The sequence below is a fragment of the Nostoc sp. genome (assembly GCF_036917515.1).
In the GTDB taxonomy this organism is placed as follows: Bacteria; Cyanobacteriota; Cyanobacteriia; order Cyanobacteriales; family Nostocaceae; genus Nostoc.
This window is the reverse complement of the sequence record NZ_JBALDE010000085.1, coordinates 1-15,944: the sequence shown is the minus strand read 5'-3', so window position 1 is coordinate 15,944 and position 15,944 is coordinate 1. Positions and strand designations below refer to the sequence as shown.

Below are 15,944 nucleotides of genomic sequence, written 5' to 3'. Positions count from 1 at the left end.
TCACAGGAGTAAGGTTTCATTCTACAGGCACTTAGACGTTGATATACTCCATCATCCCATACTGTATTGCACTCAAGCAGGAACTGCTATATTGTACGCATCAATTATTTTTTGGCGCAGGTCAATGGAGTATGCTTTCATTTGAGATGCACTTTGCTGTTGACTTTGTTCATCCTCCCACATTCTGTATTTCACTCAAGCGAGAACCGCTATAGGCTTTGGAAACCTGAGATTTCCACTTCAGCAGAGCATCAGCACTCATGTTTCAGTCCCCTTGTGGGGTAATAGGTTTTGAAAACTTGGAAACTCATCTCTGACCTTCGGAAAAAAGTAAGAGAAAGGTTGTTTCAGTCCCCTTGCGGGGTAATAGGTTTTGGAAACCTGGCTATTCACCCACTAGTCGTTAGACCTTCCAGCGTTTCAGTCCCCTTGCGGGGAATCATTGCATTAGGCGATCGCGGTTTTGCTTCGGGAGACTTAGCCCAGAAAATCGCACGTACAATTACTAGACTCAGGGATTGTGGATTTGAAATTAAAGGCGCTCCTAATCGTCCTTATGAGTTAGTAGAATCAGTATTTCCGATTATTCTGTCAGCAGAACAGCGGCAAGCTTTAGCAATGGCGGCTGAATTGCTTGCAGACATGGGTTTTTCTGCTCAGGCCAGCCAAATTTACCGGATTGATAACTTAAGCCAAACTACTATCCCTAATATTGCAGTAGACTTCCATCCACCAGCTGATTATAGCGAAGACAATTTAGATGAGATTTTGCGCCAGTTGCAACAACGCTTACAACAAAAACGTCGTTTCGTGATTTGGTACCGCAACACTAACGGAGAAAAAAGAAACTGGGATTTAGATAAATCAGAACTAAGATTACACAATGGTTCACTATATTTATTTGCTTTAGTTCCCGATTGGCATAGCTGGAATATTCCAACTAGACCCAATGTTGAACAGAACTCTGCTTTTAGAGTAGATCGCATTATCCGAGTTGGTGCAGCCTCTTATATACCTTGGACTCATACTAAATTTCCGACTATAGATATTACCTATCGGCTGAAAAGCGCTTTAGCCACCTACAAACCCCGCCGATCTCATGAAAAAATCATCTCCTCACCAGAGAACACAGCCTATGTTGATATTTTGACTCAGGAAGACTATGTATTTTGGTTTCATCAACGAATATTACAATATGGTGCCAGTGCCACTGTTTTAGATCCGCCTTGGATAGCTCAACAAGTTAAAAATGTTCATAGAAAAGCTTATGAAAACTACTCTGCTGAATAAAAGTACGAACGTTGTTTAAGTTTTTACTGACCTTGGTTAGTGGTTAGTGGAAACCAACGAATGCGTAACGCCTTGGAGATTTAAAAAGTGTGTTTTAGTCCCCGCAAGGGGATTTAGTTTGTGGAAACTGGGTAAACAGTCCGCCTGAATTGTTGATGTTGAAGTTTCAGTCCCCGCAAGGGGATTTAGTTTGTGGAAACAGGTCAAAGTCGCCCAAATCAATTTCCCAAATGAACTGTTTCAGTCCCCGCGAGGGGATTTGGTTTGTGGAAACTCTCAAATGATGTAAAAAATTCTAAAATTTCCATATTAGAATGTTTCAATCCCCGTGAGGGGATTTGGTTTGTGGAAACAGTTCCTTCACCAGAAGCGTGCAGAGCATTAGGAGGGTTTCAGTCCCCGTGAGGGGATTTGGTTTGTGGAAACTTTGAGGTAACTCATCTAAAATATCAATAAAAGGTTTCAGTCCCCGTGAGGGGATTTGGTTTGTGGAAACTGATCCATTGTTTAAAGTTGCAATTCTTGCTAAAAGTTTCAGTCCCCGTGAGGGGATTTGGTTTGTGGAAACTCCGTTAAGCGTGTCTGGTTTCATTCAAATCAAGTGTTTCAGTCCCCGTGAGGGGATTTGGTTTGTGGAAACCTAGCTTAAACCTGCTGCATTTAAGCTTTAGCTTGAATGTTTCAGTCCCCGTGAGGGGATTTGGTTTGTGGAAACCGCTCGGTGCTGAAACTTAATCAGAGCAAGCTTCCTGGGAAGGTTTTTGGCGGATCAAAAAAAAAGGTCATTTTCAGCCGCTCTTATTGCAAGTAATTTCTAACTTCCCGAATTAGTGAAACGCTGTAACTATTTAATTGTCAAGGTTCTGGCGATTTTGGCAGATCCCCCAGGGTTTTAGCCCTCGCTTCGACTTGCCAAACATCAAGCTGATTATCTAATCATAAGACGTGTATCTATTATTGTCGAGGTGTTTCTAGAATTCAATCTGTAACACCGTACTCTTCCGATGCGATCGCTCCCAGTGATTCGCCCATTTCCCGACAGGCTAGAATTGTTACCCAAGTAGAAGCAATTTTATCAGTGCGTAGACGCTTCGTCTTGTTGCAGACATCGCTTTCCCATTTATGCGCTTCATCAAGAGCGAAAACTTGTATCTACTCTTTGCGTTACCTCTCCTCGCTCTACCTTCACCAAGTTATCTCTTGCAGCAATAGTAATATACAGAGCAATTGCACAATCAACTGCTGCTAATACTAAGGCTGCCGATAAAGTTTTTGTCCCCCCAGTATAATCAGCCATAATTTTATGACTTGGATCTACCTGCAAATCACGGATGAAAGTGTGAATCTTGAGATAGCATTCGCCTAAGTCGTCTGGGTTTTGTACCAGAATTAAATCTCGTTCTTTTTGAAAGCGATCGCCCAACCCTACCTGTGTGGGAATATTAGGTAATCTTTCGATAACTTCTACACCCCGACGCACTTCACAAGGGGTTCCTTCGCCGATAACTTGCGACTTGCTACCTTTTTCACCATTTGAGGCGATGAATATGACGCGATTGGGTTGTAAGCTGCGGATGGCGGTGATGATGGGTTGGAAGGAACCGCCAACGGTGACGAGAAGGATTTTGAGCATGAGAGTTGATATTTATTAATTGTCTTGCAAAGATGATGCTCGTAAATTAGTTTACAAAATCCATACGCATGAAGGGAGAATATCTTTGGCGTTCCGTATTAGGGTTAACCTTAACTGTATTGGCATAATTGGAACCTTCTTGGTCTTCGCGGATTGCTCTCCAAACCAACATACGCCAATCTTCCACTGATACTAAATAGCGGTCAGTCGTTCTACCAGGTTTAAGCCAGTACAACCCATTTCCGACATTAATATGTGTTGCTATCTCAAGAGGTTCTCTAGAAGTGGCAACTTGTAATAAATAACGGAAAGGATTGCAGTCATCTAATTGTGCTAAGTTATCAAAACAATCTTTAATGGCTTTTTGGGATAGAAAAGGAACTAAAACTGAAGGACTACGCATCTCATCAAGGAACAAAAAACCTACAGCAGAAAGAGTTACCTGCGCGTCCGAGGATTCAACTAGTGGTTCAAGCATTTTTCTTTCTGCATAAGGAACTCTCTGTTCCCATTCTGCTGTAGAAATTGTTGTTTCGCGCTCAATTTTTTCAAATAAATTTTTATAGGCTTCAAATTGCGATCGCTTAAATTCTACAGGAAGCGGTGGTAATTCAAGTAATGTAGTTGACTGCTCAAATATATAATCACACTTAATTCCTTTCAACATACCGAGTAAAACTGTGTAAGGAACTAATGCTTTAAATCCTCCGGTTGGATTTAGAATAATGTTATTCACATCATATTTATCAACTTCTCTGAGAATCAGGCTGACAAATTCAACAACACCTTTTGTTCGGAAAAGTTCAGCATTGTTAACTTGAAGTCCTGACACTTTTTCAGTTTTGACATATATACCATTCCAGTAATAGTTTAGATATTTCTCAACTGCAAGAGCGCAGCAATATCCATCATTTGTACTTGATGCTAGTAAAATTATTTTGTCTTTACTAGTAATGCTAATTCTAACAAGAGAGTGAATTTCAGCAGATAATTTATTTTTTAAGTTTTCTCCTTCCGGGGAGATATCACGAAAAGTATTAAATACTTGTTCTGCTGCATACTCGATACTTATTTCATCCTTAACTTTTTGCCGATTAACCCAATTAGTTAAATCTGCTGGTTTAACTCTTAAATTTCTTGCAGCACTGGTTCCCACAGAACATATAATTGTCTTCACTATATTAAAATCTCCTAACATTTTTTTGTATAAATTATTTGCTTAAATACTTTGAGTCTGTCCCATCCCCAAGCGTGTCTTAATTCCTGTCCCTGCAAATAGAGCATACTGGACTAATAAATTCGCCACATTTGCTAATAAAGGATCAGCACGATTAAAAATTTGTAGTGTTACATCACCGACAAAACCATTAACGTAACCTCTTTGTAATTGCCAACTTCGAGTTTTAATATTGTGATGTTTAAGGAAAATTGCATGACTTAAATAAGCAATTAATTCATCATTGCCTAAATAAACAGGGGCAAAATTATTCCAGCGTTCTAACCAACTACGAAACATTAATGTTGGTATTGGAATAGGTAAGGTAAGACCGCCTTGAGCGAAAGCTGTAGGTGTAATAAATTTAAATTTAAACTGTCTTATTGGTTCAGGCTCGTTTGCTACTAAATTGGTATAGAGTTTTTCATAACTTGTAATTTTATCATCGCGGTTAATGATATTGAATTTAGCACCGAGAAATTCTAGCGATTCGTTTAGATTTAACAAAGATAAGGCTTTACTAGATGATTCTTTTAAGCCGCATAGCGATAGTTGGTAAAACTCTTGGGGTTGAAAAGTAAAAAAATCGTATGAAGTTGTATGTAATCCGCAGATTCCTGAAAATGATATTGAGGGTATTACTTCACTACCTAGCTCTAATCCTATTTTATGGTGTAGCAGTTTAACAAGTTCTAAATTATAAGAACGTGGTAAAATTGTTGGCTCAGATACACTTAATGTCCAAGTTGAATGAATTAGCATAACTTATAGATTTTTAAATTTTACCCATCCTGGTACAAACTTAATTTCACCATTAGGATTTACTACACTACGTCGAGATTTTGGTGCTTCAAACTGCGGTGCTTTTAACCCGCAAGTGTCACGGATATCTGCTCGCAATTCATCATTAAATAATAAACCTACCGTTGTTCCTGTCGTCCCACTACCCCAACCTAATCGCATAGTATAGGGACATTTTTCGGGTTCATAAAATTGGCGAATAGAATTAAAATCTAAGTTCTTTGCTGCTGCACGAGGGTTATTTTCGATATCGTTCCAGTAATCATGTTCATAATCCCATTGTTCTTGGCTAAACTCCTGGCAAATTTGGATAAGTTCATCTAGATTGTGAAATGGTAATCTCATTCCTTGTTTGTGTTGAAACCAGGAGAGCATTTCTGTATCGAGTGTTAGGGTAAATTTTGTCTGGATATTTCGTACCATTTCAACATAAAGAGATGCTCTATATTTTGCTAGATAATCAGCAAAGTGACTAGATACTATGACTTCAGCTACTATAGGTAGGTTAATAGGAATTGATTGTCCTTTTATAGGAGTAAATTTACCTTCGATTAGAGGTTCGCAATCGCTGATACTCAATGCTCTGAAAAAATCAGTATTTTGACTGCTACTGTTATACCTTTTCTCTTGATACATAAGAGTGTATTCTGAGAATAGAGTATCCATAAAAAGGTCATCGTCGGCAGATTTTTGCTTGTGTTTATTACCGAGTTCTCCTAATCTGGTGCGTAATTTTTTCTCGATTTCGCTAACTTTTTGATTTTTAGGTACGTTGTAACGATCGCCATGTTTGAGCAAGTAATATGCGATCGCAGTTCTTATCGCCCCTTTAATCGACGAACCGGGGATATATAGCTGTCCCATACCGTTGCGAATCATCGGACGCAAATCGGTGATGCGATCCTCTGTCAGCTTTTGGCTAATGGCATTTTTTGGGAAAATCAACTCTCCGTTTGCATCGGTTGTACTCCACCACTGTTCCCCAAAGGCGTCTTTGAGTAGGTTGCTGATATCTTGGCGATCGCTAATTGCTTGGATATAGTCATTGAGATATCTACCACCTTTCTTGTGCAAGGCTTTTGCAAGGGCTTCTTGGTTAGGAAGGTAAACTTTTTTCGATGTTTGTACGTATTCAAAGGGATTTAACCTAGATACAGACGAACCAATATGCAAGATAGGACTAGTTAGCTGTATCTTTTTTGACTCATAAACTTCTGGTTTTTTAAGGGCAATAGAGGGAAGCATTTTAGATTTGTACTTTAATAGGAAGACTTAATGCGATACCGCTACGATATATTTTGTGTGCTTTAAATTCACTGGGGGTTATATCAGCTAATTTTCCCTGCGGTTCAATAGGAAAAACCGAACCTTCTGCAAACATTCTTATCATCTGGCGGCGAATATTTCCATCCGAATACCATCCACCTCGTTCTTGGATTTCGTAGCTGCTTTGAGAGTTATCTAAGTTATCTTTTTTATCTTCAATTAATCGTTCAAGGTTAGATTTATCATCATCCCAAAATAAGCTAATCAGGCATTGATAAGCTTTATCATCTAAAGGTTTAACAACATTTTCCCAAAGAGGAGAAGCATCTTTTAAATCCAACCATTTGGCTTGGAATAGTCCTGCACCGCTTGAACGCTCTCCCCCAATTCCTTGTTCTCCGAGCAAGTTCAGTGCTGCTTCTAATTCTTCGATATGCTGGTTAGCGTCTTCAGAATACACTAGAAAATACAGCCCTGATAGACTTTTCACACCGCTACCATTTTGCTCCCAATTAAATTGAACGTATTCCGTATGGTAAAAATTGGTGGCACTAGTTGTTCTATCTATGGCAACTTTAGGTAATTTGTGATTTTTGAATGCTTCTTTATAATCAAACGTACCTGCTTCTTTGAGTTTGCCTTTAGCATTACCTTTAGTTTTATCAGTCAACTCTTTAGCATCTTCTTGAGTAAACCCTTCTCCCTGATACCACCGATGCCAAATATCGAGAGGTAAATAGTTAAGGGATTTATAGGTTTTAAAGAACGCTAAATCATCTTTTTTACTATCCAAATCCCCACCATGCGGGTAATTAGTTGGAAATTTCAGGGGGCGGGGAAGGTAAAAAATAGTGCTATTTTTGGTATTATTTTTGCATTCGCGGTAGATAAAGGTTGAACTTATTCGCATCGGGGGGTTGGGTTGAAGAAACTTTGCCAATAATTCTTCAACTGGTTTTTTCCCAAACAACCGCGCGTAATTACTCACCCACGCACTAAATAAAGTATCTGAACGTACTCGTTCTTTTGATTCTTCCATACCAATACCCAACTCCCCGAAATGGACGCTTGAGCGTCCGAAGTTAAGTTTGACAAGTTGCCATTTACCCATATTTAGCTCCCTGGTAATCGTCGTTCTATGTTTTGGCTTAATCCGGTAAAGTTATCTAATAGTTCTTGGATATTATTAGCAGATGGAATTTCTTCTATATCTGAAACACTGCTAGGAGTTGTGGTAATTCGACGGTAATACTCCAAATCGCGGTAAAAGAAATTGAATTGCTTAAATTCAACTTTGCCGTAACCTCTAGAACCGTGACCTCCTAAAGCATCGTCTTCCAGAATTGCTAGGGCGATCGCAATATTTTTTAAATCTTCAATGGCTTGTTTGGAGTCTTCGACGGTGTAAACAAGCTCAAACTCGAATATTGAACCTGCGGGGACGCGTTCAAATTGCCGAGGATTAGCAGCTGCGGTGACGCGATCAATACCGTTTTCAAATTTCCATTCGGTCATAAATAGACCTGTATCTACTTTTTTGAGTTGTTCGGCTGATTGGGGTGATAAATGGGAGTCACGGACAATTAAGCGTGCTGGGCAGTTGCGCCCTTTGACTTTGATGTATTCCCTGACTGTTTCCCCTGCGTTTAATTGACTGTTAGCATTTTCAACAAACCTACCTGTGCGACTATTATTAACCCAAGCAATGTATTGGCGTTGAGTATTTTGCACGCGCTCCAATCCTTGAGATGCAACTGTATCTGTATCTATCCAACAATTGTTACCTCCCGTGGAACCAAATAATCGAGAAACGAAACAAGTGGACGCACCTTCATAACGAATTAAAAGTCCATCAACTTCAGTAAATCCATCTGCTAAGTCATCACTTTCATAGCGATAAGTATTACTACCACTGGGACGATTGAGAGGTTTATTTATTAACCTTTCTGTAATCGCACGTAACTTACCTTTAATAGAAGAACCAGGAAGATAGGGATACTGCGTTAAAGGGTCGCGGATAACTGGTTTATCAAGTCCACCGATATCAAGATTTTCACCACCTCCACCAATATGCAATCCAGTTTTGACTTCAATTTGGCTTTTAAGTGTAAATTTACCAAGTAAGGCTTTTTGTTCTAATGATGCAGGCATGATTATCCCCTATTGTGTGTTGTCGTCTTATTATTTTCTGCTTCCTTGTGATAAGCAATAATGGCTTCAATCAGTTGCACTAAACGAGAAAAATCTTCCGTACTATGTACTTTGTTAATTGCTTCTGACATAACATTACAAAAGGGTTGAGCAGCTTTTTGACGCGCTGCTGACCATGTAAGCTTTACTTGTAGAAAAATAATATCATCCTGAATTCTGGCAAATCGAAGTTTTTCTTTTTCTTTTTCATCTTTAGCTTTCTTAATTTCATCATTATCTTCTTGAGCAAGTCTTGATTTGAGTTGATTGATTGCATCTAAAAATTTGCGAATTTGGTTTGTTTCTAATTTATTGTCTTTCAAGTAGTAACCAAAATATTTAGCTTGTTCCACCAATTTTTTAATTGAATATTCTTTGAGCGATAGCAACTCATTGCTGCTGATTGTATCTTTCATCTCCTTCTCAATATTTGGATTGAAAGCTGCTGATTTGGAGGTATTTGGTTGATGATTACTAGCATAATTATTGGACTGCAATGGCATATTAGACGAATTAGATAGTTTTGGTCGGTTGGGTTGGTTTGTCATATTATTAGGTACGATTTAGTAGTTCAATCCAAGTTGCGATCGCTCGAAAGTAAGGAGCGTTATATGGATTTTTCAAGGAAGTGCGAAATTCATCATTTTCTAAGATATTTTGCGGCAATCTTGCTAAAGTATAGGCTATTTTGGGAAGATGTAAATAATAACGTGTTTCTATTGCATCATTTGATTTTTTGTCTTCAATTTTCTTCAAAGCTTGCTCTTGAATCTGTGCTGTAATCAAGAGATTACGGACAAAGTTACGTGAGAAGTCTTTTCCAATATTTTGACTTTCTAATCTCTCAACAAAAGGCAATATACCCCAAATAGCTGGGTTTTCTTCTTCTTCAAGGTATCGAATAATCTTTTCTTGTACTTCATCATTTTTATCTAAATGCTTAAGATTCTTCTTTTCTACTTCATCATTTTCATCTAAATAATTTTGTCTTTCAATCCCCAACCATTCATCCCATTTAAATACTTGGTTGAATAACCCTAAACTATCGCGTCCGTTGTTTTTCGCTTTACCTTCTGCATCTCCTGATTCTTCAGCTGCTTGATAAAGGGGAAATTTAGCATCAGCAATACTCACACCTGCTGAAAGTGTAATATCTGGATGATTCCCTGTATAGGCACGAAAGCATTGGTAAATATCTAAGGAAAAATTAACAATTTCATTCCAAGCACCACTAACAAATAAATCATCTCCTCCAGCGTAGATAAAAAGTATATTTTTCCCCTGAACTTCAGATGATTTTTTGTCTGTGTGATTATTGTTCAGAGAGTTACTGCTGTTAGGTAATTGTTTAATATATTTAGGAATATTATTTCCACGATTGGCAGCTAGGCTGTTGAGATATACTTTAAAAAAATAGCTCATCTGCCGCGATAATCCAGCTAATCTTGGTAAGGTTTGATTTTTATCCAAACCCTTAGCAAATATTTGCCCTAATCTATCAACATCCATTCGTAAATAACCGACTCGTTTGATACCTTGAGAAAGTTCAGCCATCTCTTCAGCACGCATAAAACGATTGTTTTCTTTCACTTTTTTACCATAATTACCAAGGAGAATTGGCGCACAATTACGAAAACTGCGGAATTTGTAATGCTCTAAATCCCAATCGTTAACTAATAAAACGTTGTCAGCATTAGAGTCTACTTGCTTCCAATAACTGAATAGTTGGTAACAAACATTGATGTCATTTAGTCCATCGCTTGCAGGTAGTTGAAACCAAAGCTTATCTTCCTCATCTTCCTGCTTACCTATCACCTTTTGCGGTTGCGATCGCACAATAGCATCAACACGAAATAGCTTCCCTCCCAACCCAAACATAGTACGACAGGTACTACAAGCCATCGCTGAACCCGGTTCATCTTTTTTTAACAGTTCTAGCTTTTCTTCGTCATCACGATGGCAGACTTTGCAAGGAGTATGGGCGTAATATGGTTTAGTTAACGCGACAAGATCATCAATGCGATCGCCAAATTTACGCGCTTTATAAGCAGCAAGTTTTTTTGTAGCCTCCGACCAATGTTCGCTAAATTTATCATTGCCTATATCTGCAACAGGAAATTCCTCTGAACTATCGAGAGCAAGATAAATTTTCCCTTGAAATTTCTTCAATAACCATTGGTTAAACTGTAACCGAACTTGTTTTACAGTCTTTTCTGTCTCCTTATTACCTGGAGCTAGTATATATATGTTGCCACCACCTGCATATATAACATTGGTGCGGGGAAGGTTTAAATGCGTTAGTAGTTGTGCTACAACTTCTTCAGTTACTAGTTCTAGATAAAAGCTGCGTGCCCGTAATGATTTGAGCGCACCGTCAGAAGATATAGTGTAAATAAAGTTTTGAATTCCCGACAAGTCCCCAGCGACGATACTAAGTTTGGCTGTTTTTGGATCAGGTGCATTTACTATTGCAGCCGCAACCGCAGCTGTTGTTTTTGCCTTGTCTACCAGCGCAACATCCGATTTATCCGACTCACCATAGCTAATAAATGAGCCAAATTTTTCCAGAATCAGCGTTAACAAGGAGAGGTTATTCCAGTCTTCCTGGTTATCTTTGAGAAAACTTATTTTTGAGTCGATTTTCTTTTTTAAATCCTCTATGTCTTGTGGTTCTTGCGTTTGAGGATAGGGAATTATGGGGTCAGAATTAGCGATCTCACGCGGTTGCCAAAAGTGATCGTTGTTTTTCCTGTGGGTTAATTTTACAGAATCGAACAGTACCCGTAAAGCTTTTGGTTCGCCGTCAGCAGACGATTTCAAATATTCTTTAACTTTTCCAATCGCGGCTGAATCATTGGGTCTAGTAAATTTATCAAACTTCAATCCAGCCCAACTTGCTAAGTCCCAAACGGCTTGCTGGATAACCTTTAATGCTTCTTGGTGTGAGGGGTTTGGCGAACTTATCATGATGAAAAATGTTTAGAGACAGTTATATCAAAGTAATTTGGCTAATACAAGAAAAATAATTATTGATTAGATGTAAAAATTGTTTTTACTTGTTTAAGTAAAATTTCTGGAATCTTTTGCACTCGACCCCGTACCCAAGTACCATTGGTAATTTCTAAGTACGGTTGTACTTGATGCACTTCTTCTATTTCTGCCAAACTACTATGAATTACTGCTACAGGGATTAAATTCCCTCTATCTCGACAAAATTCATGCCATGCACCTACCGCTTCTGGTTTAGAACTAATAATTAAGTAGTGGGTACAAGCTTCTAAAATTGGCAATTTTTCCGGCTGTACCATGCCACCAACATCCACAATTACCAAAGACTTCTGCCGTCGCAGTTGTAGTATTGCTTGAGCATGATAGGGAAAAAACCGTTCTGTTAATGCACCTTTATTGCGTAGTTTGAAACCTTCTATTTCCTCATCTGTCGTTTGGCTATTTAATTCCAAAACATAGTTACCTTCTCCATCCCAGTGAGCGCGTTGCAAGTAAATATCAGGATGGTCAGATAATAGCGCTTGAAACAAAGCATGAGATAGTACACTTTTACCACTATCTGGTGGTCCTACTATCATCAACGCCGGACATAACCCTATCTCAACATTTTTCTTTTCCTGAGCAAGCCCATAATTTTGTCGTCCATTTGTTGGACTCACAGGAATTACTTAACCAATGCAGACTTGACGTGAGTTTGTTGCGGATACAACTGCTCCCAGGCGAGGGTCATAGCAAGCTACCCAAGCAGTAGGATGTAAAGCATGAGTGAGGTAAGAATAAAGCCACATCGGTGCGCGACCTGAAATTACCACACCACCTGTAGTATCGATACCAAAGGGCAGTTCTAGGTTTTTGATATCTTGTGGTTCTATCAGGCGATCGCTGCTTGTCAATTCAACTGATAACACTTGGTAGTTCAAGTTTTGTACAACCAGCGATTCACTTAAGTATAAGCGCAGAGGTGTAATCATGCCCTCCTGAAATTTGTAGTATTTTTTATTTCTCTGTCATTATACCATTCTTAGTAGAAGACCCCTCTTCCACTAAATTTGTTATGTTTGCAAATAGGATTGATAAAAAAGCTAAGTTTCCACAGATTAACCCATGAAACAATTGATTTGCACAATTTTTTACAGTTTAATACCTTTTTATACATATCTAAGCGCAATTTGTTAAGTATCATTAAACACTGTTATTTCTGGAGAAATTTCAAACTGTTTTTATTGCTTAATTGAAAAGATAGGTTATAAATTTGACTCAAGAATTTTCTTTACCACCGACTCCCCAAATTTTGCAATGGTTAGCAGGAGGACAACTTGCTAATCGGCTGGTGCGATCACTGCGATTATTGGTGCTGATCAACAAATTTTATAGCAGTAATACAGACTGGGCGGCTAAAATTCCTAGAGTTTTCACATACTCACAGCTGCGCGATCGCTTATTTGCCTATCGTCACCCCAAAAGCGATAGGTTAAATGCTCAAGAAATTATAATGCAGTGTAGCGATGGCTACGTCAACGGCAAGGGCGATCACAGTTGTATTTGTCATCAGACTTTCACAGAAATTGTATTTGAGCAGAACTTCCAGCAAAATGAAGCTCAATGGCTTGAGCAAATTATCTCGCTGACTGGGATAAATAAAGAGGAACTACAAAAGGTACTGCAAGAACGTCCCTTTGCTACCGTCCATCGTTCCATCCGCGATGACCTCAAGCAGTTAATCCTGCTAGGGTGGTTACATCCGGCTGGACAAGGAAAATATCAGTATTTGGCAATAGAAGAACTGCCTAAACTGCCAACTCAATTAGAGGCTGACTCTAGCTTACCAAAGCTAAAGACCCTACCTAGTTTGTCTCACCTTTGTGAACAACAAACTTGGGAACTGCTGCGAGTCTTGGAATCAATCACCTTTGTACAGCCAAACTTGTCCTCAATTATAGAAAAGTTATGGGAGCAAATAGCAGATAGTTCCTCATCTGGAATACTACATCAGCAAGATCCACAGCAGAGGATATTTCTACATCTGGACTACATTCTTTCTCCACGGATGCAAGACTGTGTAGACAATTACCAAGAACAGATAGAACAGCTTTGGCACAAACCCCCAGGTGGAGTAGTGCAATTTGAATATTGGATTGCAGCGACAGAAAGTAAAGTAAAAATTACTGTTTACCCAGTATGCTTGCATTACGTGCGTCGTGCTAAATATCTCAGTGCTTACGGCATAGATCCCAATGGGAATATAGCATGGCACAATTATCGCTTAGATCGCATTGCTGGCGATCGCGTTTTGCCCAGCGTAGCTGATCGCCTAAAAGTGCTGGCTTGGGGCGACCCCCTTGTTCCTCAAGAATTGAAACAGATGTGGCATACAGGAAGTTTGCCGACACCAGAATATATTGCTGACGAATTGAAAGCTGCTTGGGGTTTCAATTTTTATCTCAAAAGAGAATTGCTTATTCTCCGTTTTCCGGTAGATTTTGCCAAATGGTATGTAGATAACACCACAAGACATCCAACTTTTCGTGCAGTTTTATATGACCAATTACCACAGTTGATTATTAAGAATATTCCAGATGAGCAGGAGCGTGAGCAGTTATTAAAAATTGTCAGTCAATGCCCAACAGATGATGCTTATTACATTGCCTGGATACGTGCTGGTGATATCAATGTGATTATGCGTTTGCGAGAATGGCGGTCAAATGGTGAAGTTATTGCCCCTTTATCTATTCGTTACCAAATGAGAGCAGAGGCAGAACAAGAATTCCACAATTATCAAGCGTTATTGGGCTGACTACGCTGCATATAAGTTAAGATGAGCTTTTCTCATTTCTACAGTCCTTTGAACACCATAAATAATCACTCGTTATTGCTTGTAGTCAACGATATTTTCACTTATATTTGTTCACCCTAATGAAAATGCTTGTACCTAAAAATAACAACTCTCCTCAGTTAGAAAACATATTTTCACCCCATTCTCCAGTAGATTTTTTAGGATTTGCTGTAGTTGGGGTTATTATCAATCTACTCTCTGGTGGCGATCCTCTTGGGTTTTTAGGAGTAGCCATTTTGTTTATTTATTGGTTTTGGTTAGACCGCCAAAGAGCCAAAAAGCTATCTCAACAATTAGGGTTATCTTTCAAGAGTAAAGAACCTGCCAAAGGAGCCAAAGGATTGATTCTTTTGCTTAGTCCTTACTCACCTCGCCTAGAGTCTTTGAAAGATGAAAAACGGCTAAAACCACTAGTACAACATATTATTAATACACCTGTTGAGAACTTGCAACTTGCAGACTTTCAAAGTATCGATTTATTCAACTCCAATCTTGTACCACAGATCAAAGCTGTAGAGTACCATGTTAAGGAAGGTAACTTACGTGATGTTTGGTTAATTAGCAGTAAAAGCTACGATTTTGTTAAAGGCTCTGAGATTACTGCCAAAATTTTGTCACAGTATTTAAGTTTTGAATATGGGCAACGTCTAGAAGTCCACACTCAAGGTTATTGTGTGGAGGATTGGAATTATAAAAGGCTTTGGGAGATCGGAAATCAAATTTTCCACAAATCAGATTACAAAGACGAGGCTTTAGTTGCTGACATCACTGGCGGAACCAAGATGATGACTATGGCGCTAGCTATGTCTTGTGTCTCACCAAAGCGACGGATGCAGTATATGGATGCACAACGCGACTGGCAAGGAAATCCTTTGCCAGTTGGTGAAATCAAACCTGTAGGTATTGATGTTGCTCCGATTATCCACGGTAACGGTAATTAGATACAGCAGTTTATTAGCAGAATTATGTAGCGCAGTCCTTGAATAGCAGGGCTGCGTTTTTTCGTTCAAAGTTATCGGTTGGGAAATCGTTTCCATCCCCTTTCGGGGTAATGAATTGAAAACTGTTTTAGCCAGATTATTAAAAGACGGGAAGATAATTGTTTCCATCCCCGTGAGGGGTAATGAATTGAAAACCATGTTGTCTGCTTACCTTTATGGTAAGCCAGTGCAACAGTTTCCATCCCCGTGAGGGGTAATGAATTGAAAACAAGATGTTTCGCTGCAAAATGCTCGTTTACAGAATGGTTTCCATCCCCTTTCGGGGTAATGAATTGAAAACATGTATTTCATGTGAAAACTGAAGAAGAATTCGATGTTGTTTCCATCCCCGTGAGGGGTAATGAATTGAAAACTTTTGCGACAATCTAATTAGATGTTGCGATAGAGCAGCTGACATGTTTCCATCCCCGTGAGGGGTAATGAATTGAAAACTCATAATTACAACTTGCATAATCATAGCTGGCCTAATGTTTCCATCCCCGTGAGGGGTAATGAATTGAAAACTATTAAGAAAGTCTCTAGTGAACTTGATAAGGCAAAGTTTCCATCCCCTTTCGGGGTAATGAATTGAAAACAAGCGTTTATACGCGGAGAAGAGCGTTTCTGCTCCAGTTTCCATCCCCTTTCGGGGTAATGAATTGAAAACTTCTACAACAGAACAATAGTGCCTCTTTTTAATAGACTGTTTCCATCCCCTTTCGGGGT

14 protein-coding genes and 1 CRISPR repeat array are annotated in these 15,944 nt (G+C 39.0%); of the genes, 3 read left to right on the top strand and 11 right to left on the bottom strand.

Annotated features, from left to right (window positions below):
- The first annotated feature begins 429 nt into the window (after positions 1–429).
- The gene (locus V7K89_RS10475; protein WP_335186852.1) at positions 430–1,290 is read left to right on the top strand and encodes a WYL domain-containing protein; all 861 of its coding nucleotides are present in this window, start codon (positions 430–432) and stop codon (positions 1,288–1,290) included.
- Positions 1,291–1,609: 319 nt separating this feature from the next.
- Here V7K89_RS10475 and V7K89_RS35830 read toward each other — a convergent pair whose 3' ends face one another.
- The 11 genes from V7K89_RS35830 to crn3 all read right to left on the bottom strand — a co-directional run bounded on the left by V7K89_RS35830 (position 1,610) and on the right by crn3 (position 12,376).
- The gene (locus V7K89_RS35830; protein WP_442941633.1) at positions 1,610–1,882 is read right to left on the bottom strand and encodes a hypothetical protein; all 273 of its coding nucleotides are present in this window, start codon (positions 1,880–1,882) and stop codon (positions 1,610–1,612) included.
- A 540-nt stretch (positions 1,883–2,422) separates the two neighbouring features.
- A complete protein-coding gene (locus V7K89_RS10470) occupies positions 2,423–2,923 on the bottom strand; it encodes a hypothetical protein (protein WP_335186850.1) in 501 nt (166 codons plus the stop codon).
- A gap of 46 nt (positions 2,924–2,969) precedes the next feature.
- On the bottom strand, positions 2,970–4,121 hold the full coding sequence (locus V7K89_RS10465) for a putative CRISPR-associated protein (RefSeq protein ID WP_335186848.1): 1,152 nt from the start codon (positions 4,119–4,121) through the stop codon (positions 2,970–2,972).
- A 21-nt stretch (positions 4,122–4,142) separates the two neighbouring features.
- A complete protein-coding gene (gene cas6, locus V7K89_RS10460; RefSeq protein ID WP_335186846.1) occupies positions 4,143–4,901 on the bottom strand; it encodes a CRISPR system precrRNA processing endoribonuclease RAMP protein Cas6 in 759 nt (252 codons plus the stop codon).
- Between the two features lie 3 nt (positions 4,902–4,904).
- The gene (csm5, locus tag V7K89_RS10455; RefSeq protein ID WP_335186844.1) at positions 4,905–6,185 is read right to left on the bottom strand and encodes a type III-A CRISPR-associated RAMP protein Csm5; all 1,281 of its coding nucleotides are present in this window, start codon (positions 6,183–6,185) and stop codon (positions 4,905–4,907) included.
- A 1-nt stretch (position 6,186) separates the two neighbouring features.
- Positions 6,187–7,317, bottom strand: coding sequence for a type III-A CRISPR-associated RAMP protein Csm4 (gene csm4, locus V7K89_RS10450; protein WP_335186842.1), 1,131 nt, complete (start codon positions 7,315–7,317; stop codon positions 6,187–6,189).
- Between the two features lie 2 nt (positions 7,318–7,319).
- Positions 7,320–8,357 carry a type III-A CRISPR-associated RAMP protein Csm3 gene (gene csm3 / locus V7K89_RS10445; protein WP_335186840.1) on the bottom strand — a complete coding sequence of 346 codons (1,038 nt, stop codon included), beginning with the start codon at positions 8,355–8,357 and terminating at the stop codon, positions 7,320–7,322.
- Positions 8,358–8,359: 2 nt separating this feature from the next.
- Complete coding sequence (csm2, locus tag V7K89_RS10440) at positions 8,360–8,944, bottom strand: type III-A CRISPR-associated protein Csm2 (RefSeq protein ID WP_335186838.1); 585 nt, start codon at positions 8,942–8,944, stop codon at positions 8,360–8,362.
- A gap of 4 nt (positions 8,945–8,948) precedes the next feature.
- On the bottom strand, positions 8,949–11,363 hold the full coding sequence (gene cas10 / locus V7K89_RS10435) for a type III-A CRISPR-associated protein Cas10/Csm1 (protein WP_335186836.1): 2,415 nt from the start codon (positions 11,361–11,363) through the stop codon (positions 8,949–8,951).
- 59 nt (positions 11,364–11,422) lie between these two features.
- On the bottom strand, positions 11,423–12,064 hold the full coding sequence (locus V7K89_RS10430; RefSeq protein ID WP_335186834.1) for a CRISPR-associated protein Csx3: 642 nt from the start codon (positions 12,062–12,064) through the stop codon (positions 11,423–11,425).
- 9 nt (positions 12,065–12,073) lie between these two features.
- On the bottom strand, positions 12,074–12,376 hold the full coding sequence (gene crn3, locus V7K89_RS10425) for a CRISPR-associated ring nuclease Crn3/Csx3 (RefSeq protein WP_335186832.1): 303 nt from the start codon (positions 12,374–12,376) through the stop codon (positions 12,074–12,076).
- A gap of 281 nt (positions 12,377–12,657) precedes the next feature.
- Between crn3 and V7K89_RS10420 the strand changes: the two genes are divergently transcribed.
- Positions 12,658–14,199 (top strand): TIGR03985 family CRISPR-associated protein, encoded by a 1,542-nt coding sequence (locus V7K89_RS10420; RefSeq protein ID WP_335186830.1) that lies wholly within the window; start codon positions 12,658–12,660, stop codon positions 14,197–14,199.
- A 125-nt stretch (positions 14,200–14,324) separates the two neighbouring features.
- Positions 14,325–15,179: a hypothetical protein gene (locus V7K89_RS10415; RefSeq protein ID WP_335186829.1), complete on the top strand. Its 855-nt coding sequence runs from the start codon at positions 14,325–14,327 to the stop codon at positions 15,177–15,179.
- An 88-nt stretch (positions 15,180–15,267) separates the two neighbouring features.
- Positions 15,268–15,885: a CRISPR direct-repeat array (repeat unit 35 nt; unit sequence GTTTCCATCCCCGTGAGGGGTAATGAATTGAAAAC).
- Between the last annotated feature and the right edge of the window lie 59 nt (positions 15,886–15,944).

Coding starts and splice junctions, on each gene's coding strand:
- V7K89_RS35830 (WP_442941633.1), bottom strand. CDS start 1,882: ATGAAACCAGACACGCTTAACGGAGTTTCCACAAACCAAATCCCCTCA.
- V7K89_RS10470 (WP_335186850.1), bottom strand. CDS start 2,923: ATGCTCAAAATCCTTCTCGTCACCGTTGGCGGTTCCTTCCAACCCATC.
- V7K89_RS10465 (WP_335186848.1), bottom strand. CDS start 4,121: ATGTTAGGAGATTTTAATATAGTGAAGACAATTATATGTTCTGTGGGA.
- cas6 (WP_335186846.1), bottom strand. CDS start 4,901: ATGCTAATTCATTCAACTTGGACATTAAGTGTATCTGAGCCAACAATT.
- csm5 (WP_335186844.1), bottom strand. CDS start 6,185: ATGCTTCCCTCTATTGCCCTTAAAAAACCAGAAGTTTATGAGTCAAAA.
- csm4 (WP_335186842.1), bottom strand. CDS start 7,317: ATGGGTAAATGGCAACTTGTCAAACTTAACTTCGGACGCTCAAGCGTC.
- csm3 (WP_335186840.1), bottom strand. CDS start 8,357: ATGCCTGCATCATTAGAACAAAAAGCCTTACTTGGTAAATTTACACTT.
- csm2 (WP_335186838.1), bottom strand. CDS start 8,944: ATGACAAACCAACCCAACCGACCAAAACTATCTAATTCGTCTAATATG.
- cas10 (WP_335186836.1), bottom strand. CDS start 11,363: ATGATAAGTTCGCCAAACCCCTCACACCAAGAAGCATTAAAGGTTATC.
- crn3 (WP_335186832.1), bottom strand. CDS start 12,376: ATGATTACACCTCTGCGCTTATACTTAAGTGAATCGCTGGTTGTACAA.
- V7K89_RS10415 (WP_335186829.1), top strand. CDS start 14,325: ATGCTTGTACCTAAAAATAACAACTCTCCTCAGTTAGAAAACATATTT.